General features: G+C 74.7%; 20 protein-coding genes and 1 riboswitch. Of the genes, 11 read left to right on the top strand and 9 right to left on the bottom strand.

Annotation, left to right across the window (positions count from 1 at the left end; translation table 11 throughout):
• Window positions 1–117: 117 nt before the first annotated feature.
• Together ACI79Q_RS11380 and ACI79Q_RS11375 are read right to left on the bottom strand one after the other, a co-directional pair.
• Window positions 118–1,089: an EamA family transporter gene (locus tag ACI79Q_RS11380; RefSeq protein ID WP_456591207.1), complete on the bottom strand. Its 972-nt coding sequence runs from the start codon at window positions 1,087–1,089 to the stop codon at window positions 118–120.
• A gap of 43 nt (window positions 1,090–1,132) precedes the next feature.
• Window positions 1,133–1,579, bottom strand: coding sequence for an STAS domain-containing protein (locus ACI79Q_RS11375; RefSeq protein ID WP_456591206.1), 447 nt, complete (start codon window positions 1,577–1,579; stop codon window positions 1,133–1,135).
• 213 nt (window positions 1,580–1,792) lie between these two features.
• On the opposite strand from ACI79Q_RS11375, the gene ACI79Q_RS11370 reads away from it, so the two are divergent.
• From ACI79Q_RS11370 to ACI79Q_RS11330, 9 genes are all read left to right on the top strand, one after another.
• Window positions 1,793–2,590, top strand: coding sequence for a thioesterase family protein (locus ACI79Q_RS11370; protein WP_456614715.1), 798 nt, complete (start codon window positions 1,793–1,795; stop codon window positions 2,588–2,590).
• A gap of 109 nt (window positions 2,591–2,699) precedes the next feature.
• Window positions 2,700–3,596: a mechanosensitive ion channel family protein gene (locus ACI79Q_RS11365; RefSeq protein WP_456591204.1), complete on the top strand. Its 897-nt coding sequence runs from the start codon at window positions 2,700–2,702 to the stop codon at window positions 3,594–3,596.
• Window positions 3,593–4,117, top strand: coding sequence for a hypothetical protein (locus ACI79Q_RS11360; RefSeq protein ID WP_456614714.1), 525 nt, complete (start codon window positions 3,593–3,595; stop codon window positions 4,115–4,117). Before ACI79Q_RS11365 ends, ACI79Q_RS11360 begins: the two co-directional genes overlap by 4 nt.
• 87 nt (window positions 4,118–4,204) lie before the next feature.
• Window positions 4,205–4,320: riboswitch (SAM riboswitch) on the top strand.
• 42 nt (window positions 4,321–4,362) lie between these two features.
• Window positions 4,363–5,655 carry a bifunctional o-acetylhomoserine/o-acetylserine sulfhydrylase gene (locus ACI79Q_RS11355; protein WP_456614713.1) on the top strand — a complete coding sequence of 431 codons (1,293 nt, stop codon included), beginning with the start codon at window positions 4,363–4,365 and terminating at the stop codon, window positions 5,653–5,655.
• A 2-nt stretch (window positions 5,656–5,657) separates the two neighbouring features.
• Complete coding sequence (gene metX / locus ACI79Q_RS11350; RefSeq protein WP_456591201.1) at window positions 5,658–6,734, top strand: homoserine O-acetyltransferase MetX; 1,077 nt, start codon at window positions 5,658–5,660, stop codon at window positions 6,732–6,734.
• A 43-nt stretch (window positions 6,735–6,777) separates the two neighbouring features.
• A complete protein-coding gene (locus ACI79Q_RS11345) occupies window positions 6,778–7,356 on the top strand; it encodes a YdeI/OmpD-associated family protein (protein ID WP_456591200.1) in 579 nt (192 codons plus the stop codon).
• A 25-nt stretch (window positions 7,357–7,381) separates the two neighbouring features.
• Entirely contained in the window at window positions 7,382–8,449 is a 1,068-nt protein-coding gene (locus ACI79Q_RS11340) for a threonine aldolase family protein (protein ID WP_456614712.1), read from the top strand.
• Between the two features lie 9 nt (window positions 8,450–8,458).
• Complete coding sequence (locus ACI79Q_RS11335) at window positions 8,459–9,661, top strand: cysteine desulfurase-like protein (RefSeq protein WP_456614711.1); 1,203 nt, start codon at window positions 8,459–8,461, stop codon at window positions 9,659–9,661.
• A gap of 5 nt (window positions 9,662–9,666) precedes the next feature.
• Window positions 9,667–10,152, top strand: coding sequence for a hypothetical protein (locus tag ACI79Q_RS11330; protein ID WP_456614710.1), 486 nt, complete (start codon window positions 9,667–9,669; stop codon window positions 10,150–10,152).
• A gap of 9 nt (window positions 10,153–10,161) precedes the next feature.
• Here the strand turns inward: ACI79Q_RS11330 and ACI79Q_RS11325 are convergent, their stop codons facing one another.
• A complete protein-coding gene (locus ACI79Q_RS11325) occupies window positions 10,162–10,695 on the bottom strand; it encodes a gamma carbonic anhydrase family protein (RefSeq protein ID WP_456614709.1) in 534 nt (177 codons plus the stop codon).
• Window positions 10,696–10,758: 63 nt separating this feature from the next.
• Between ACI79Q_RS11325 and ACI79Q_RS11320 the strand changes: the two genes are divergently transcribed.
• Window positions 10,759–11,793 (top strand): uroporphyrinogen decarboxylase family protein, encoded by a 1,035-nt coding sequence (locus tag ACI79Q_RS11320; RefSeq protein ID WP_456614708.1) that lies wholly within the window; start codon window positions 10,759–10,761, stop codon window positions 11,791–11,793.
• Here ACI79Q_RS11320 and gdhA read toward each other — a convergent pair.
• From gdhA to ACI79Q_RS11290, 6 genes are all read right to left on the bottom strand, one after another.
• Entirely contained in the window at window positions 11,790–13,139 is a 1,350-nt protein-coding gene (gene gdhA / locus ACI79Q_RS11315) for an NADP-specific glutamate dehydrogenase (RefSeq protein ID WP_456591195.1), read from the bottom strand. The genes ACI79Q_RS11320 and gdhA overlap by 4 nt on opposite strands.
• A 77-nt stretch (window positions 13,140–13,216) precedes the next feature.
• On the bottom strand, window positions 13,217–14,245 hold the full coding sequence (locus ACI79Q_RS11310) for a C40 family peptidase (protein ID WP_456591194.1): 1,029 nt from the start codon (window positions 14,243–14,245) through the stop codon (window positions 13,217–13,219).
• Between the two features lie 177 nt (window positions 14,246–14,422).
• Window positions 14,423–14,911 (bottom strand): hypothetical protein, encoded by a 489-nt coding sequence (locus ACI79Q_RS11305; RefSeq protein ID WP_456599627.1) that lies wholly within the window; start codon window positions 14,909–14,911, stop codon window positions 14,423–14,425.
• 50 nt (window positions 14,912–14,961) lie between these two features.
• Window positions 14,962–15,264 carry a hypothetical protein gene (locus ACI79Q_RS11300; RefSeq protein ID WP_456591192.1) on the bottom strand — a complete coding sequence of 101 codons (303 nt, stop codon included), beginning with the start codon at window positions 15,262–15,264 and terminating at the stop codon, window positions 14,962–14,964.
• A gap of 232 nt (window positions 15,265–15,496) precedes the next feature.
• Window positions 15,497–16,885 (bottom strand): metallopeptidase TldD-related protein, encoded by a 1,389-nt coding sequence (locus tag ACI79Q_RS11295; protein ID WP_456613544.1) that lies wholly within the window; start codon window positions 16,883–16,885, stop codon window positions 15,497–15,499.
• Window positions 16,882–18,396, bottom strand: a complete 1,515-nt coding sequence (locus ACI79Q_RS11290; protein ID WP_456614707.1) for a TldD/PmbA family protein — start codon at window positions 18,394–18,396, stop codon at window positions 16,882–16,884. Before ACI79Q_RS11290 ends, ACI79Q_RS11295 begins: the two co-directional genes overlap by 4 nt.
• Before the next feature lie 62 nt (window positions 18,397–18,458).
• Between ACI79Q_RS11290 and ACI79Q_RS11285 the strand changes: the two genes are divergently transcribed.
• On the top strand, window positions 18,459–19,262 hold the full coding sequence (locus ACI79Q_RS11285) for an MBL fold metallo-hydrolase (RefSeq protein ID WP_456614706.1): 804 nt from the start codon (window positions 18,459–18,461) through the stop codon (window positions 19,260–19,262).
• Window positions 19,263–19,272 lie beyond the last annotated feature (10 nt).

Below are 19,272 nucleotides of genomic sequence, written 5' to 3'. Positions count from 1 at the left end.
CTACCCCCGCGGACCCCCCCCCCCGCCGCCGAAAGCTCTTGAACCCGCCCCAGCCCGGCCCCGCAACCCCCGACATCACGTGATCTCGGCGGTTCCGGCGGTTCCGGCGGTTCCGGGTCACCTCGACAGCGGGGCCGGGCTCTCCGGCAGGGGCGGCGCGGTCGGCGGGACCGCGGTGCGCGCCGTCTGCGCCAGCGCGATCCCCGTGAGGACGACGGCGCCACCCACGACCTGCCAGGCGGTGAGGACCTGCTCGACCCACAGCCAGGCGACGACGGAGGCGAACACCGGCTCCGCCGTGGCCACCAGCCCCGCCGCGGTCGGCGGCAGGTGGCGCAGGGCGGCGATCGACAGCCCGAACGGCACGACCGCGCCCATCACCGCGATCCAGGCCACCAGGACCCACAGCGGGAGCTCGAGGGAGCCGATCGAGACGGGCACGTCGCGGCCGAGCACCGCGGCATCGAACTGCCACCACGGCGCGGCCACCGCCCAGAAGACGGCGGCGGCGACGAAGGCCCAGCAGGTGAGGGTGACGGGGTCCCGCGACACGGTGCCCCGTTCGCCGATGAGGTAGTAGGTCGCCAGAGCCACGGCGGCGCCGAGGCCCGCTGCGACGCCGAGCACGTCGAGCGAACCGCCTCCGGTCCAGATCTCGGTCACCAGGGCCAGCCCGGACAACGACAGCACCAGGGCCGCCCACACCCGGCGGCGCACCTTCTCGCGGCGGACGAGCCACACGTAGACGGCGATGAGCACGGTCCCGGTGAACTCGAAGACGAGCGCGATGCCCACGGGCAGGCGACCGATGGCCACGTAGAAGAGGTACTGCGTCATGGCGATCCCGACGACGCCGAGGACCGCCAGCAGCGGAAGCTCCCGGCGGGCGACCCGCAGCCGGCCCGGGGCCACCACCAGCAGGACCGCGAGCAGGGCCACGGCTGCGCCGGTGCACCGCAACGCGGTCAACCGCGGCGCGGAGAGACCGGCCTGGAGGGCGAGCGTGGAGACGGTGCCGTTGACCGCGAAGAACGCCGCCGCCGCGAGGGTCAGCGCGTACCCGAGGCCGGGGCGGACGGTACGGGGCACGCGCGCACGGTAGCGGGCTACCGCGGCCGAGACACCTACCGGCTCAGAAGAGGGCGAGCTGGTGCGCCGGCGGGTGCGACTCGCGACCGGAGGCGGTGAAGACGGCGTCCAGCCCCGTCGCCTCGAACACCCGCCACACCGAGGGCTGGGCGTTGCGCAGCAGCAGGTCGATGCCGCGCTGGAGGCACCACCGGCGGACGCCGATGAGCACCGAGAGCCCCCCCGAGCCCATCGAGGGGACGCCACCGAGGTCGAGCTCGAGGACCGTGCAGCCGGCGAGCGGGCGCTCGGCGACGAACGCCTCCAGCTGCGGCGCGGTCACCAGGTCGATGTCCCCGTCCACCACGACGAGGGCGTGGCCGCCGGCCGCCTCCCACTGCAGGCGGAGCCTGGCCGGCTCCGGAGCGGGGTGCGACACCCACCACGGTCGGCGCCCCCCGGGTGGCCTGGACAGCCGCCGGCTGATGTCCCACTCGTGCGCCCGCACCATCCGTGTTCCCCCTCGTGCCGACGGTCGCTGCCCCCGTCGTGCGGACCGTACGGACGACGGTCCGGCGGTACAACGGATTGCGATACCGGATCGGCCGAAGAGCCACGCCCGGCAGGCGTGCTGTGACGGCGCGGCACCGCGGCAGCACGCACCGGAGGCGTCGCGGGAGACCCGGCGCCCGGAGCGGCGACCGACGGCGACAGACTTCCGTCCATGGACGTGCCCGAGGCCCTCTACCTGCCCGACGGCGACGGATTCACCGCCACGGCCCTGACCATCGGCCCCTGGGACGCCGCCCACCAGCACGCGGGGCCGCCCGCCGCCCTGCTCCTGCGCGCCGTCGAGCGGGCCGGCGGGATCGTCGGCGGGCAGACCGTGCGGCTGGCCTACGACATCCTGGCGCCGGTCCCGGTCGGCCCGGTGCGGGTGCGCACCTCGGTGATCCGCCCCGGCCGGCGGATCGAGCTGGTGGAGGCGGTCCTCGACACCGGCGACGACCGCCCGCTCATGCGGCTGTCGGCCTGGCGGATGCGTTCCAGCGACGACGCCGCCCCGGCGACCGGGCAGCCGCACCCGGCGCCGTCCGGACCCGAGGAGAGCCGCCCCGAGCGGGCGGGGTTCTTCACCACCGAGATCGCCTACCACCGGGCGCTGGAGTGGCGGTTCGCCGCGGGGACCTTCAACGGCCCGGGGCCGGCCACGGCCTGGACCCGCCCCGAGTGCGAGTTGGTCGCCGGAGAGCCGATGACGCCGCTGCAGCACCTGCTGGTCATGACCGACGCCGCGAGCGGCATCTCCGCCAGCCTCGACTGGACGCGCGCCACGTTCGCCAACGTCGACCTCTCCGTGGCGCTGCACCGACCCCCGCGCGGGGAGTGGCTGGGGATGGCCGCCGAGACCGTGCACGGCGGCACCGGGGCGGCGCAGTGCTTCGCGGTCCTCTTCGACGTCGACGGCCCGATCGGGCGGTCCACGCAGTCGCTGTTCGTCGAGCCGCGGGAGACGCCGTGAGCGATCTCTCCGTCACCACCGGCAGCGGGCGGCGGGTCGGGCTGGCATCGCCGGGCGGCGGTGCGCAAGGTGGAGAGGTCGCTTCCCCCGATGATCGGAGTGCCGCCCCGTGGACGCGCTGAGAGACGTGCTGGACTGGCTGTCCGGGCGGGGTCTCGAAGTGGTGCTGATCGTCCTCGGCTCGGTCCTGCTCGCCCGCTTCGTCGGCTGGGTGGGCGACAAGATCACCGACCGGATCGACCGGAACTCCACCGGCGGGGACGCGCTGGTCCGGTCCGAGGCGGCCAAGCACCGCCACTCGCTGACCCAGGTGCTCACCTGGGCGGCGGTCGTGCTCATCTACTCGATCTCGGTCTTCTTCATCCTCGACCGGCTCGGCATCCCGGTGACCGGCCTGGTCGCGCCTGCCACGGTGCTCGGCGTGGGCCTGGGCTTCGGCGCCCAGCGCATCGTCGGTGACGTGCTGGCCGGCTTCTTCATCATCACCGAGCGCCAGTACGGGTTCGGCGACGTCGTCTCCATCCAGGTCGTGGGCGGTGGCGACCCGGCGAACGGCACCGTCGAGGACGTCACCCTGCGCGTCACGCGGGTGCGCTCGCCCAACGGCGAGGTCGTGACCGTGCCCAACGGCCAGATCGTCAAGGTCGTGAACCTGTCCCGCGACTGGGCGCGCGCCGTCGTCGACGTGCCGGTGCCGACCACGGTGGACGTGAACCGGGCCAACGAGATCCTGCGGGAGGTGGGCCGGGAGGCGTTCCGGGACCCGGCGATGCGGCCGCTGCTGCTCGACCCGCCCACGGTCATGGGGGTGGAGACCCTCGGCCTGGACGAGGTGAACGTACGGGTGGTCGCCCGCACGCTCCCCGGCAAGCAGTTCGAGGTCGGCCGCGACCTGCGGGCGCGCATCGTCCAGGCCTTCCGCAGCCAGGGCATGCAGGTGCCGCAGCCCACCACCTCGGTCGCGGCGCGGGACGGCGCGACCGCCGTCCAGGAGGAGGTTTCGTGACCGCCCCCGACGAGCGCCGCGACCCGACCGACGCCACCGCCCGGGCCTCCGACGAGCCCGTCGTCAGCACGGCGCCCGCCGCCGCGGCCGCCGATGCCGGGGCGCCCACCGGCACGACCGCGGCCCCGCGCCACCGCTGGTGGTCGGCCGTGCCCAAGCACCTGGGCCGGGCGCGCACCTCCACGGTCGTGCTCGCCGTGCTGTTCGTCTCCGTCTTCGCGCTGTACCTCAACGTCAAGCCGCCGGCCCCCGGCGAGCCGGACACCCGGGGCCAGGTCACCGAGCAGACCGAGCAGGCCGAGGAGACCGAGCCGGCCACCACCGAGGAGACGGAGCCGCCGACCACCGAGGAGACGGAGCCGGCCCCGACGACGACGTCCCGGCCCAGCACCCCGACGACCGGCTCGCCGTCCCCGACCACCGAGCCGACCACGACGGCTCCGGAGACCACCGGACCGGAGCCGACCGGCGACACGGGGGACACCGGCGACGAGACCGACCCCGCCTCCCCGACCGGGTGACCGACGGGGCCGGTGTTTCACGTGGGACATCCGTCCCGCCACGGGGGCGTCGCGCACTCCCCTGCGGCGCGTCCTAGGATCACCTCGGCTCCTGAGAGGCAGCGCGAAGCACCTGGCTGGCTGCCCGGCAACCTCTACTCCGTCTGAGGTGCTCCAGGGGAAGAGCCGGCCGGGAGGCGCCCGCCCCCCGGCAAGGACGGAGCTCCCGTGCGCCGCGGGTCTCCGCGAGCGAGAGGAGACGGCGCATGACCGACCCGCAGAGCTGGAGCTTCGAGACCCGGCAGATCCACGCCGGCACGAGCCCGGACCCGGCCACCGGTGCCCGGGCACTGCCCATCTACGCGACGACGGCCTACCAGTTCCGCGACACCCAGCACGCCGCGGACCTGTTCGCGCTGGCCGAGATGGGCAACATCTACACGCGGATCATGAACCCGACGCAGGACGCGCTGGAGCAGCGCGTCGCGTCGCTGGAGGGCGGCGTCGCCGCGCTCGCCGTCGCCTCCGGGCAGGCCGCGGAGACCCTGGCGATCCTCAACCTCGCCGAGGCCGGCGACCACATCGTGGCGTCCGCCTCGCTCTACGGCGGCACCTACAACCTGCTGCACCACTCGCTGCCGAAGATGGGCATCACCGTCTCCTTCGTCGAGGACCCCGACGACCCGGAGAACTGGCAGTCCCTCGTCCAGGAGAACACCCGGGCGTTCTTCGCCGAGTCGATCGGCAACCCGAAGGGCGACATCCTCGACATCGAGACCGTCGCCGGTGTCGCCCACCGCAACGGCGTCCCGCTGATCGTCGACAACACCATCGCGACGCCGTACCTGATCCGCCCGCTGGAGTTCGGCGCCGACGTCGTCGTCCACTCGGCCACCAAGTACCTCGGCGGCCACGGGACCGTCATCGCCGGGCTCATCGTCGACGGCGGCACGTTCGACTGGACCGGCGGCCGGCACCCGATGTTCACCACCGCCGACCCGACGTACCACGGGGTCGTCTACGCCGACCTCGGCGCGCCGGCGTTCGCGCTCAAGGCCCGGGTGCAGCTGCTGCGCGACCTGGGGCCGGCGGTCTCGCCGTTCAACGCCTTCCTCGTGGTGCAGGGCATCGAGACCCTGTCGCTGCGCATGGAGCGGCACGTCGCCAACGCGCAGCGGGTGGCCGAGTTCCTCGAGGGCCACGACGCCGTCGAGCGGGTGAACTACCCGGGGCTGGCGTCCTCGCCGTGGCACGCGGCGCAGCAGAAGTACGCGCCGAAGGGAGCCGGCGCCGTCCTCACCTTCGAGCTGCACGGCGGCGTCGAGGCCGGCAAGCGGTTCGTGGAGGCGCTGGAGCTGCACAGCCACGTCGCCAACATCGGCGACGTGCGCAGCCTGGTCATCCACCCCGCCTCCACGACGCACTCCCAGCTCACGCCCGAGGAGCAGCTGACCACCGGGGTCACGCCGGGTCTGGTGCGCCTCGCCGTCGGCCTGGAGGGCATCGAGGACATCCTCACCGACCTGGAGGCCGGGTTCCGCGCCGCCAAGTCGGCCTGACGGTGGGCGGGTGGGTCGAGGGCGACCCGGCGGGCGACCGCCGGTTCCTCGACCTGCCCGGCCCGTTCGAGCTGGAGCGCGGCGGGAGCCTGCCCGGCGTGCGCATCGCCTACGAGTGCTGGGGCACGCTCGCGCCCGACGGCGGGAACGCGGTGCTGATCGAGCACGCACTCACCGGTGACAGCCACGTCGTCGGGCCGGCCGGGCCCGGACACCCGACGCCCGGCTGGTGGAGCGGCGTGGTCGGCCCGGGTGCCGCCCTGGACACCGAGCGGTTCTTCGTCGTCTGCGCCAACGTGCTCGGTGGCTGCCAGGGGACGACGGGGCCGTCGTCGGCCGCCCCCGACGGCGCCCCGTGGGGGTCACGCTTCCCCGGGGTGACCGTCGGCGACCAGGTGCGCGCCGAGGCGGCCCTGGCCGACGCGCTCGGCGTGCGGCGCTGGGCGTGCGTCGCCGGCGGCTCGATGGGCGGTATGCGGGCGCTGGAGTGGGCGGTCGCGTTCCCCGGCCGGGTGGCCGCGCTCTTCTTCCTCGCCTCGACCGCCGTCGCCTCGGCCGACCAGATCGGCACCCAGACCACGCAGCAGGCGGCCGTGCGGGCCGACCCCCGCTGGCGGGGCGGGGACTACCCGCTCGCCGACCCGCCGGCGGACGGCCTGGACGTCGCCCGGCGGATCGCCCACCTCACCTACCGCAGCGCGGCGGAGCTGGAGGCGCGCTTCGGCACCCGGGTGCAGGAGGACGGCCGCTACGCGGTCGCCTCCTACCTGCAGCACCACGGGGCGAAGCTGACCGGCCGGTTCGACGCCGGCAGCTACGTGCTCCTCACCGAGGCGATGAACAGCTGGGACGTCGGCCGGGGCCGCGGCGGCGTCGAGGCGGCGCTGGCCCGGGTGACCGCCCGCGCGCTCGTCGCCGGCGTGGACAGCGACCGGCTGTACCCCCCGGAGCAGCAGCAGCGGGTGGCCGACGCGCTCGGCGTCCCGCTGCGGCTGATCTCCTCCCCGTACGGCCACGACGGCTTCCTCGTCGAGGGCCCCGCGGTGGACGCGCTGCTGCGCGAGCTGCTGGCCGGCTGACACACCGCCGGAACCCGTCGTACCGCGGGTCCAGGATGGTGCCGTGCCCGCGCCGACGGATCTGCCGATGCTGCCGTTCGCCGACCAGCCCGCCCTGGAGGCCTGGCTGGAGGCCCACCACGCCACCGCCCCGGGGCTCTACGTACAGATCGCCCGCAAGGGCTCGGGCATCCCCTCCGTCACCGCGGCGCAGGTCGTCGAGTCGGCCCTGTGCTTCGGCTGGATCGACGGGCGCGGCCAGCGGCTGGACGACTCCTACCACCTGCTGCGGCTGACCCCGCGCCGCGCGCGCAGCGTGTGGTCGCAGAAGAACGTCGCCACCGTGGAGCGGCTGACCGCCGAGGGCCGGATGCGCCCGGCGGGCCTGGCCGCCGTGGCGGCCGCGCAGGCCGACGGCCGGTGGGCACGCGCCTATCCGGGCGCGGCCACCATCACCGTGCCCGACGACCTCGCCGCGGCCCTGGACGCGCAGCCCGGCGCGCGGGCCGCCTTCGACGCCCTCGACGGCCAGAACCGCTACGCCGTCCTGTGGCGGGTGCACACCGCCGTCACGCCGGCGGGCCGGGCCAAGCGGATCGCCGCCGCCGTGCAGATGCTCGCCGAGGGGCGCCGCTTCCACTGACCACCCGGCGGGCGAGACTTCCCGGGTGGACGACGACCTCCTCGCGCTGCGCGAGGCCTGCACCCGCGCGCTGACCGGGCACGGCGAGTGGCGGCCGGCCGACCTGCTGGCCACGGTCCCGCCCGGCACCGCCCCGGACCGGTACGGCGAGGGCGGGGTGGTGGCCGAGCTGGAGGCCGAGGTCGCCGGGCTGCTCGGCCTGCCGGCGGCGGCGTACCTGCCCAGCGGGGTCATGGCGCAGCAGGCGGCGCTGCGCGTGCACTCGGACCGTCGCGGCCGGCGCACCGTCGTCTGCCACCCCGAGAGCCACCTGATCCGGCACGAGGAGCAGGCGTTCGAGCGGCTGCACGGCATGGTGCTGCGCCCGGCGGGGAACCGGTACGGGCCGCTGTTGCGCACCGATCTGGACGCGGTCGCCGAGTTGCCTGCCGCGCTGCTGGTGGAGCTGCCCCAGCGCGATCTGGGCGGGCGCCTGCCGCCGTGGGACGACCTGGCCGCGCAGGTGGCCTGGGCCCGGGAGCGCGGCGCCGCGGCGCACCTGGACGGCGCCCGGCTGTGGGAGGCCTCGGCCGGCTACGACCGCACGCCGGCCGAGATCGCCGGATTGTTCGACACCGTCTACGTCAGCTTCTACAAGGGCATCGGCGCGCTGGCCGGCTGCTGCCTGGCCGGCCCGGCCGACGTCGTCGCGGAGGTCCGGGAGTGGCGCCGGCGGCTGGGCGGCACCCTGTTCGGGATGTGGCCGGGCGCGGCGTCGGCGCTGGCCTGCCTGCGCCGGCGGCTGCCGCTGATGCCCGCCTACCTGGCGCGCGCCCGCGAGGTGGCCGACGCCGTCCGCGACCTGCCGGGTGTCACCGTCGTCCCCGATCCGCCGGAGACGCCGATGCTGCACCTGCTGCTGCGCACGACGCCGGAGGCCTTCACCGCCGCGGCCCGAGCGCTGGCCGTCGACGGGCTGTGGACCTGGCCGCAGGCGATGCCCACCGGCGACCCCGCCGTCGTGCGGGTGGAGCTGCCGGTGGGCGACGCGACGCTGGCCCTGGACGTCCCGGAGATCCGGGCCGCCATCGCCGCACTGGCCGGCCGCGGCTAGCGTCGGGCCGTGAGCCTCGACGTCGCCGCGCTCCGCGCCTCCTTCCCGTCGCTGGCGAGCGGCACCGCGCACTTCGACGGCCCCGGCGGCACCCAGGTGCCCGAGCAGGTGGGCCGCGCGGTCGCGGCGACGCTGACCGCGCCGATCAGCAACCGCGGCGCCGTCACCGCCGCGGAGCGGTTCGCCGACGAGACGGTGCTGGCCGCACGGTTGGCGATGGCGGACCTGCTGGGCGCCGACCCCACCGGCGTCGTGTTCGGGCACAGCGCCACCGCGCTCACCTTCGACCTGGCCCGCGCCCTCGCCGCCGGCTGGGGCCCCGGCGACGAGGTGGTGGTGACCCGGCTCGACCACGACGCGAACATCCGGCCCTGGGTGCGGGCCGCCGAGGGCGCGGGCGCGACGGTGCGGTGGGCCGCCTTCGACCCGGCCACCGGGGAGCTGACCGCCGACGACGTCGCAGCGGTGCTGACCGACCGCACCCGCGTGGTGGCGGTGACCGGGGCGTCGAACCTGATCGGCACCCGCCCGCCCCTGGCCGCGATCGCCGGGCGGGTGCACGCGGCCGGCGCGCTGCTCGTCGTCGACGGCGTGCACCTGACTGCGCACGCCCCGGTCGACGTCCGGGCGCTGGGCGCCGACGTCTTCCTCTGCTCGCCGTACAAGTTCCTCGGCCCGCACTGCGGCGTGCTCGCCGCCGATCCCGCGTTCCTGGCCACCCTGCGCCCGGCCAAGCTGCTGCCGTCGACGGACGCGGTGCCCGAGCGCTTCGAGCTCGGCACGCTGCCCTACGAGCTGCTGGCCGGGACGACGGCGGCGGTGGACTTCCTGGCCGGCCTCGGGGGCTCCGGGCGGCGCCGGGAGCGGCTGGCCGCGGCGATGCTCGCGATCGAGGAGCACGAGGACCGGCTGCGGGAGCGCCTGGAGGCCGGGCTGGCGGAGCTGCCGGGCGTCCGGCTGTGGTCGCGGGCGGCGCACCGCACCCCGACGCTGCTGCTGACCTTCGCCGACCGCGATCCCGCCGACGCCTACCGGTTCCTCGCCGGTCGGGGCGTCAACGCGCCGGCCGGGCACTTCTACGCGATCGAGGCCAGCCGCTGGCTCGGGCTCGGCGACACCGGCGGCCTGCGGGCCGGGCTGGCCCCCTACAGCGACGCCGACGACGTCGACCGTCTGCTCGCCGGCCTGCGCGCGTGGCTGGCCGAGGGCTGACGGCCGTGCCCCGACACCACGCCTCGTCCCGCGGCCGCCGCACGGCCGCCCTCTTGACGCTGTGCGCCGCCGCGCTCGCCGGGTGCGGCGAGAACGACGAAGCGGTGGCCGACGCGCTCACCCGCGCGCTGGCGGAGGGGGCGGAGTCGGGCACGACGGTCGATCTCCGCGAGGTGGTGAGCGGCGACTGGGAACGCCTCACCTTCGTCTGCCCGTACGAGGACGAGAGCGATGTGACCGAGCGGCTCGGCTTCTCCTGGTCCGGCTTCCCGGGCACTGATCTGTCGGAGACCCAGGTGCTGTTCGTGTTCAGCCGGGACGACGGCGTGGCGACGTGGGCGAGGCTGCCCCGGGCTGCCGGCGACCCCTGCGGTGCCCGGAGTCCGGTGCCGCTGACCATGCCGCGCGAGGAGGCCGTCTTCACGGTGGCGGAGCAGGACCGGACCGCCGACGGCGGAGCGTTCTACTCGCTGGTCCCCGCACCGGCGTAGCCGGCCGGCTCAGCGCTCCAGTCGGCGCACCCTGCGCGCCGCGTCCAGCCGGTCGGTGTAGCTGATCGCGTTGCCCTGGATGTGCAGCTGGTCGTCGTCGGTGGCCTCGCGCAGCACCTTCGCGGGGACGCCGGCGATGAGCGAACGCGGCGGGAAGACCTTGCCCTGGGTGACGACGGCGCCGGCGGCGACGATCGACCCGGAGCCGATGTGCGCGCCGTTCATGATCACGCTGCCCATGCCCACGAGCACCTCGTCGTCGATGCGGCAGCCGTGCAGCACCACCCGGTGCCCCACCGAGACGCGCTCCCCCACGACCAGCGGGAAGCCCGGGTCGGAGTGCAGTGCGCAGCCGTCCTGGATGTTCGAGTCGGCGCCGATCTCGATGACCTCGGCGTCGGCCCGGGCGACGGCGCCGTACCAGATGCTCGACCGCGGCCCCATCGTCACCGCGCCCACCACCACCGCCGTCGGCGCCACGAACGCGGCCCCGTCGATCCGCGGCTCGCCGAACTCCAGGGCTCCGATGAATGCGTCGTCCACCCGCCCACCTCAACACAGCCCCGGGCTGCGCGCACCGGCCGCACTCCCGGCAGACTTCCCGGCATGCCCGCGCACCTACCCCCGTTGCCCACGTCGATCGTGGGGAGCCTGCCCCAGCCCGGCTGGCTCATCGACCGCGACCGGCTGGCCCACCAGTTCCCGCCCCGGGTGCGCGCACGGGAGCTGTGGCGGGTGACGCCGGACCTGCTGGCCGAGGCGCAGGACGACGCGACCCGGCTGGCGATCCGCTCGCAGGAGGAGGCCGGGCTGGACATCGTCACCGACGGCGAGATCCGGCGGGAGTCGTACTCCAACCACTTCGCGACCGCGCTGACCGGCGTCGACGTCGACGACCCCGGCACCGTGCTCAACCGGTCCGGGAAGCCGATCCCGGTGCCGCGGGTGCGGGCCGCGATCACCCGGCCCGCCCCGATCCAGGCCGACGACGTGCGCTTCCTGCGGGCGCACACCGAGCGGACCGTCAAGATCACCGTCCCCGGCCCCTTCACCATGGCGCAGCAGGCGCAGGACGACCACTACGGCGACGGCCGCGCGCTGGCCCTGGCCTACGCCGACGTCGTCCGCGCGGAGATCGCCGATCTCTTCGCCGCCGGGGCCGACATCGTGCAGATCGACGAGCCGTGGCTGCAGGCCCGCCCCGAGGTCGCGCGCGAGTACGGGGCCGAGGCGGTGACCCGCGCGGTGGAGGGCGCGCCGGGTCCGGTGCACCTGCACCTGTGCTTCGGCTACGCGGCGATGGTCTCCGAGCGCCCCACCGGCTACTCGTTCCTCCCCGAGCTCGCCGACACCCCCGTCGACACCGTCGCCGTCGAGACGGCGCAGTCGCACCTCGACCCGGCCACGCTGCGGCCGCTGCGCGGCAAGGGCATCGCCCTGGGGGTCCTCGACCTGTCCACACCGGAGGTCGAGACCCCCGAGGTCGTGGCCGACCGGGTGCGCCGCGCGCTGGACGACGTGGACGTCGCCCGCCTGGTGCTCACCAGCGACTGCGGGCTGAAGTACCTGCCCCGGGAGTCCGCGGCCGGCAAGATGCGCTCGCTCGCCCTCGCCGCGGCGCTGCTGCGCGCCGAGCTCTAGATCAGGCCGTGCGCGTGCACCGCCTCGGCCACCTGGAGGAACCCGGCCACGTTGGCACCGAGCACCAGGTCACCCGGTGAGCCGTACTCCTCGGCGGTCTCGTGGCAGCGGGCGTGGATGTCCCGCATGATCTCCTCGAGCCGCGCCTCGCTGTGCTCGAAGGTCCAGCGGTCGCGCGAGGCGTTCTGCTGCATCTCCAGCGCGGAGGTCGCGACGCCGCCGGCGTTGGCCGCCTTCCCGGGGGCGAAGCCGACGCCCGCCTCCCGGAACACCTTCACCGCCGACGGCGTGGCGGGCATGTTGGCGCCCTCCACCACGTACCGGCAGCCGTTGCGCGCGAGGACGGCGGCGGCGTCGCCGTCCAGCTCGTTCTGCGTGGCGCTGGGGACGGCGACGTCGCACGGCACGTCCCAGATGCTGCCGCCGGGCACGAAGCTCGCCGAGGCCCGGCGCTCCGCGTAGTCGGCCACCCGCCCACGCTCGACCTCCTTGACCTGCTTGAGCAGGTCGAGGTCGATGCCGGCGTCGTCCACGACGTAGCCGCCGGAGTCGGAGCAGGCGACGACGGTGCCGCCCAGCTGGTGCACCTTCTCGATGCCGTAGACGGCCACGTTGCCCGACCCGCTGACGACGACCCGCCGGCCGTCGAAGGACTCCCCGCGGGCCCGCATCATGGCGTCGGCGAAGAAGGCGGCGCCGTACCCGGTGGCCTCGGTCCGGACCAGCGCGCCACCCCAGCCGAGCCCCTTGCCGGTGAGCACACCGGACTCGTAGCGGTTGGTGATCCGCTTGTACTGGCCGAAGAGGTAGCCGATCTCCCGCGCGCCCACGCCGATGTCACCGGCGGGAACGTCGGTGTACTCGCCGAGGTGCCGGTACAGCTCGGTCATGAACGACTGGCAGAACCGCATGATCTCGGCGTCCGACCGGCCCTTGGGGTCGAAGTCGGAGCCGCCCTTGCCGCCGCCGATGGGCATGCCGGTCAAGGCGTTCTTGAAGATCTGCTCGAAGCCCAGGAACTTGACGATGCCCAGGTTCACCGAGGGGTGGAACCGCAGCCCACCCTTGTAGGGGCCGAGCGCGGAGTTGAACTCCACGCGGAAGCCGCGGTTGATCCACACCTCGCCGCGGTCGTCCTGCCACGGGACGCGGAAGATGATCTGCCGCTCCGGCTCGCAGATCCGCTCCACGGTCTTCATCTCGGTGTACTCGCTGTGCCGGTCGAGCACCACGGCGAGCGACTCCAGGACCTCGCGGACGGCCTGGTGGAACTCCGTCTCGCCAGGGTTGCGCCGCAGCACCTCGTCGTAGATGCCCAGCACCGTGGCCGGTACCTCGCCGCTCATCTCCGGCCTCCTCGCCGTCCGTCGCCGTGCAGGGGCAACGTACGACGCGGCGGCGCCGCGCGCCGGGCCGGGGGCCGTCAGCCGACGAGGCGGCGGGCGCCCCGGTACCCGTTCTGGTCGACGCTGGTGACGGCGACCGGCCGGCCGAAGGTGCGGGCGTGCACCATCATGCCGTTGCCGATGTAGAGGCCCACGTGGCTGACCGGCGAGTAGAAGTAGACGAGGTCGCCGGGCTGGAGCTCCGACCGCGGCACCTCGCGGCCGAGCTGGGACTGCGCGCGGCTGCTGTGCGGGAGGGAGATGCCGGCGGCGGCGTAGGCGTAGGACGTCAGGCCGGAGCAGTCGAAGCCGTCGGGGCCCGAGGCGCCCCAGACGTAGGGGTCGCCCACCTGGCCGAGTGCGGCCTGCACGGCCGCCGCCGCGGCACCGCTGGGAGCGTCGGGAAGGCTGCCGGCCGACGGCGTGGCGAGGGCCGGCCCGGCCAGCGCGGTCGCGACCCGGGCCTGCTCGGCCGCCGAGAGCCGGGCGTAGTCGGCGCGGTGGTCGGCGATCTGCTTCTCGAGCTCGGCCTGCTGGGCGGTGACCTGCTCGAGCCCGGCCTTCGCCGCCGCCGCGGCCTGGTCGGCGGTGGCCTGGGCCTGCTCCGCGGCGGCCTGGGCGGCGGCCACCTGGGCGATGACGCCGTTGGTGTGGTCGGCGATCAGGTCCAGCGTCGTCATCTGCTGGACGAGCTCGTCAGCCGAGCCGCTGGTGAGGAACGCGGCCACCCGCGACCGCGTCTTGCCGGTGTAGCCGGTGTGCGCGATGGCCCGCATCTGCGGCTCGAACGCGGCGACGGCGGCCTGGGCCGTGGCCGCGTGGGCGGCGGCCTCCTCGGCGATCCGCTGCTGCTCGGCGACGGTCAGCCGGGCCTCGTGCACCTGCTCGTCGATGACGGTGAGCTCCTGGGCGGTCTTGCGCACCAGCTCGGCGGCCTCGGCCGCGGAGCCCGGCGCGGCCGAGGCCGCCGTGGGGGTGAGAACGCCCGTCGCTGCCGCCACCAGCACGGCGCCGACCGCGAGGACGGCACGCGAGCGGCGACGGGTGGTCGTGTGCTGCGTGTGCACCCTGGCCTCCGATCACCTGCGCCGGGCCCGGGGAAGGGGCCGCAACCATGCGCGTCAGAACGGACCGTAGGGAGCTGTTGTCGACGAGTAGCGGGGGGCGCGCGGGTGACCGGCCCCGGGTTCACCTCCTGAGTCACACGCGCCCCAGGAGGGGCCCACCGCCACGAGGGTGGGGTCTCAGCGACGGCGCGGGCCCGCCGCGGTGCCGTCCGGCAGCCGGTCGGGCGCGAGCGGGACGAGACGGTCGGCGACGGCGCCGGTCACGAAGGAGTAGACGGCCTTGTGGGCGACGTCGACGACCTGGTCGCGACGGGACCAGGTCCAGGGCGGGGAACCGACACCGCTGGCGTTCTCCAGCGTCTGGTCGGTGGCCAGCCGGACGGAGGTGTGCCAGGCCGACGCGCGCGGACCGCGCAGCCCGCTGGCGGCCCAGATGCCGCGCAGCGCCCCGACGGCCGCGCCGGTGCCCCAGTGCATGAGGTGGTTGCGGACCGGCGGCCGGGCCGAGCCGGGCAGGCGCCGGCCGGTGCTCACCGCCGTGAGCGTGCGCGCCGGCACGTAGCTGTCCGGGCGGCCGGTGAGGGCCTGCTCGGCCTTTTCGCCCAGGGTCATCACGGCGACGCCGGCCAGGCCGGCGAGTGCGCCCCGCAGGGCAGCGCGTCCCATCACGGGACCGCACCTACCCGCGGGGCCGCCTCCGAACCCGGGGTCTTCGCTCAGCCGGCGAGGGGCTCCTGCACCTGGAGGCCGGCCAGGGCCTGGAAGTCGCGCAGGATCGCCGAGAGCTCCTCGGAGGTCCACGGCTCGCAGCAGTCGCAGCCGCCCTCGCGGAAGCTGACCAGACCGATGGAGCCACCGGCCTGGTCCTCGGCGATGGCGAGGTGGCCGGCCGACGGGTGACGGTGGCAGGCGCAGGCGGCGGCGCAGAGGCCCAGCCCCCAGCCGGAGATGACGACGGTGTACCCGTCGTCGCGGACCTTGCCCACCTGGAAGACGGACGGCTTGCGACTCCTGGTCACGGAGTCCTCCCCTCGACAGCCCCGTGGGAGCGGGGCTCGCGTGCGGTACTCGGTCATCGAGCTACGAGAGGTTTCGGCAGAACCCGGGTCTGGGTAAAGCGATCCGCTCGCTCAGGTATCGCAACTGAGCGTAGCTCGATGAACACACGACGTCCCCGTCAGTTTCCGCCAGCGTGCGCGAGATCGACTTGGCGGAACTGTGACGGAACGGCCCCGACCCGCCGGGGAGGGCTCAGCTGGCGGGGCTGACGCTGCTCATGTTGAAGTCCGGCACCCGCAGGGGCGGCATCGCGGTGCGGGTGAACCAGTCGTTCCACTCCCGCGGCAGGGTGCGCTCGGTGCGGCCGGCCTGCACCGCCCGTGCGAGCAGGTCGACCGGGGACTCGTTGAACCGGTAGTTGTTCACCGCACCGGTCACCTCGCCGTTCTCGACCAGGAAGACGCCGTCGCGGGTGAGTCCGGTGAGCAGCAGGGTCTGCGGGTCGACCTCGCGGATGTACCAGAGGGTGGTGAGCAGCAGCCCGCTGTCGGTCGCGGCCACCATCTCCTCGAGGGAGGCCGTGGCGGTCGGGTCCTCGAGGATCAGGTTGTCCACGGCGACGGTGACCGGGGCGGTGGTCTTCAGCGCCCAGGCCCGCGGGCGGATCAGGTTGGTGAGCACCCCGCCGGAGATCCAGTCCACCGCCGGCGCCGCCATGCCGTTGTCGAACACCGAGGCCGAGCCCGACGACGCGCCCACCACCTGGAAGGGTGCCGCCTCCAGACCGGGTGCGTGCGGGTCGCTGCGCAGCGTCAGCGGCAGGGCGGCCAGCCGCTCGCCGGTGCGGTTGCCCCCGCCGGTCCGGGCGAAGACGTTGCGGCCCTCGTCGGCGTCCCGCGCCTCCATCGTCCAGTAGAGGTAGATCATCAGGTCGGCCACCGCCGACGGCGGCAGCAGCGTCTCGTACCGGCCGGCCGGCAGGTCGATCCGTCGCCGGGACCACGCCAGCTTCTGCTGCACGTCGGCCGCGAGGGCCGCCACCGAGACGTCGGTGAAGTCCCGGGTGCCGGTGCCGGCCCACACCGAGCGGCCGAAGTCCGGCGTCTTGCCGTTGAGCTCCACCCGCCCCGTCGGCTGGTCGTGGCGTAGCCGCAACCCGGTGGAACTGCCCAGGTAGGTGGTGCGCATCGAGTGCTCGGCGAAGCCGAAGAGCAGCTCGCCGCGGTCGCCCGCCTCGCCGAAGGCCTGGCCGAGCGCCGGGGCGAACTCGGTGAACACCTCGATCGAGGTCTGCGCGGGCTCGGCGTCCCAGTCGCCGGCTCCGGGCGGGGTGTCGGCGATCAGCGGCATCGCGTCCTCGGCCGGCCCGGCGTCCCGGGCGGCCTGCTCGCTCATCCGCACCAGCTCGGCGACATCCGGGGCGCCCGAACGGCTCACGGTGCCGGCCGCCATCCCGGCGCCGCCGTCGACGAAGGAGATCACCACGACCGAGCGCGACCGCATCGCCCCGTTGGTGGTCAGGCTGTTGCCGGCCCAGCGCAGGTTCGCCTCGGACCCCTCGACGACGACGGTGACCTGCCCGTCGGCGGTCGAGGCGGCCAGCGCCTGCTCGACGACGTCCTGGGGCCGCTGGTAGCTCATCGCCCGGCCTCCTCGACCGTGTTGAGGATCGCCACGCCCTCGAACAGGGCGGTCGGGCAGCCGTGGCTGACCGCCGCCGTCTGGCCGGGCTGCGCCTTGCCGCAGTTGAACGCGCCGCCCAGGACGTAGGTCTGCGGGCCGCCGACCGCCGTCATCGAGCCCCAGAAGTCCGTCGTCGTCGCCTGGTAGGCGACATCGCGCACCTGGCCGGCGAGCCGGCCGTTCTCGATCCGGTAGAAGCGCTGGCCGGTGAACTGGAAGTTGTAGCGCTGCATGTCGATCGACCAGCTCTTGTCGCCGACGACGTAGATGCCGTGCTCGACCCCGGCGATGATCTCCCCGGTGGAGGGGCCGTCGGGCACCGGCTGCAGCGACACGTTCGCCATCCGCTGCACGGGGACGTGCCCCGGCGAGTCGGCGTAGGCGCAGCCGTTGGAGCGCGCCATGCCCTGCAGCCGGGCCATGTTCCGGTCCACCTGGTAGCCGACGAGCACGCCGTCGCGGACGATGTCCCACTGCTGGCCGGCCACGCCCTCGTCGTCCCAGCCGACGGTGGCCAGCCCGTGCAGTGCGGTGCGATCCCCGGTGACGTCCATGAGCGGGGAGCCGTACCGAAGCGTGCCCAGCCGGTCGGGCGTGGCGAAGGACGTGCCGGCGTAGGCCGCCTCGTAGCCGAGCGCCCGGTCCAGCTCGGTGGCGTGGCCGACGGACTCGTGGATGGTCAGCCACAGGTTCGAGGGGTCGACGACGAGGTCGTAGCGGCCCGCCGTGACCGTGGGCGCCTTGGTCTTCTCGCGCAGCAGCTCGGGGATCTCCGCCAGCTCCCCGCGCCAGTCCCAGCCGGTGCCGGTGAGGTACTCCCACCCGCGGCCGGCCGGCGGGGCGAGGGTGCGCATGCTCTCGAAGGACCCGGTGGACCGGTCCACGGTGAGCGCGGTCAGGTCGGGGTTGATGCGCACCCGCTGCTGGCGGGTGCGGGTGCCGGCGGTGTCGGCGTAGTACTTCTGCTCCTTGACCAGCATGCAGGTGGCCTGCACGTGCTCGACGCCGTCGCCGGCCAGCAGCTGCTCCGACAGGTCGGTGAGCAGCGCCGTCTTCTCGGCGTCCGGCACGGTGAACGGGTCGACGTCGTAGGCGGAGACGTACTCGGCGTCCGGGTACGCCGGCTCCGGGGCCAGTTCCACGCGGTCGGAGTTCAGCGCGGCGGCCACCCGCGCCACCGCGATGGCCTCCTCGGCGAGGCGGACGGCCTCGGCGGCGGTGAGGACGACGCCGGCGGCGAACCCCCAGGTGCCCTCGTGCACCACGCGGACGGCCAGGCCGAGGTCCTCCCCGTCGGTGAAGGCCTCGGGGCGGGCGTCGCGCAGGCTGATCGTCTGGGTGCGGATGCGCTCGACCCGCAGGTCGGCGTGCGAGCACCCGAGGTCGATGGCGCGGGTCAGCGCGGCGTCGGTGAGCGCGGACAGCGGGAGGGCGAGGAACGACTCGTCGATCGTGCGGCGAACGGGCACCGCCCCTGTCTACCAGCGCCCGGGCACGGGTGAGGTGGGGCGCCCGGGGTAAGCGCCTGCGCATGGACCGGGCTGCGGACGACGTGACCATGACCTTCGGCGGCACCGCGACGATGCTGCTGCGGATCGGGGGGTTCACGCTGCTCACCGACCCGAACTTCCTGCACCGCGGGCAGCGGGCGCACCTGGGGTACGGGCTGCGCAGCAAGCGGCTCACCGACCCGGCCCTGCTGCCAGCCCAGCTGCCGGAGCTGGACGGCATCCTGCTCTCGCACATGCACGGCGACCACTGGGACCGGATCGCCACCAAGGCGCTGCCCAAGGAGACGCCGGTCGTCACCACGCCGGAGGCGTCGAAGTGCCTGGCCGACCGGGGCTTCACCGGCACCGCCGACCTGCGGCCGTGGCAGACGCACACCTTCGCCCGCGACGACGAGGAGCTTCGGGTGACCTCCGTGCCGGGCGTGCACGGCCCCGGCCCCCTGGCCCGGGTGCTGCCGCAGGTGATGGGCAGCGTGCTGGAGCTGGTGCGCGACGGGGAGGTCGGCTGGCGGGGCTACATCAGCGGCGACACCCTGTACCGGCCGTTCCTCGGCGAGGTGCTCGAGCGCTGCGGCCCGCTGGACGTCGTCATCCCGCACCTGGGCGGCACCAAGGTGCTCGGGCTGACCGTCACGATGGACGGCCGCCAGGGCGCGGACCTGGTGGAGCTGCTGAAGCCGCCGGTCACCGTGCCGGTGCACTACGACGACTACTCGCTGTTCAAGAGCCCGCTCGGGGACTTCGTCGCCGAGGTGGCCCGCCGCGAGCTGCCCGGCACGGTCCGCCCCGCCCACCGCGGCGAGACGATCAGCCTGCGCGCCTGACCGTCCCGCC

It is taken from the genome of Blastococcus sp. SYSU DS0828 (assembly GCF_054050975.1).
This window is presented reverse-complemented; position numbering and strand designations above follow the sequence as displayed.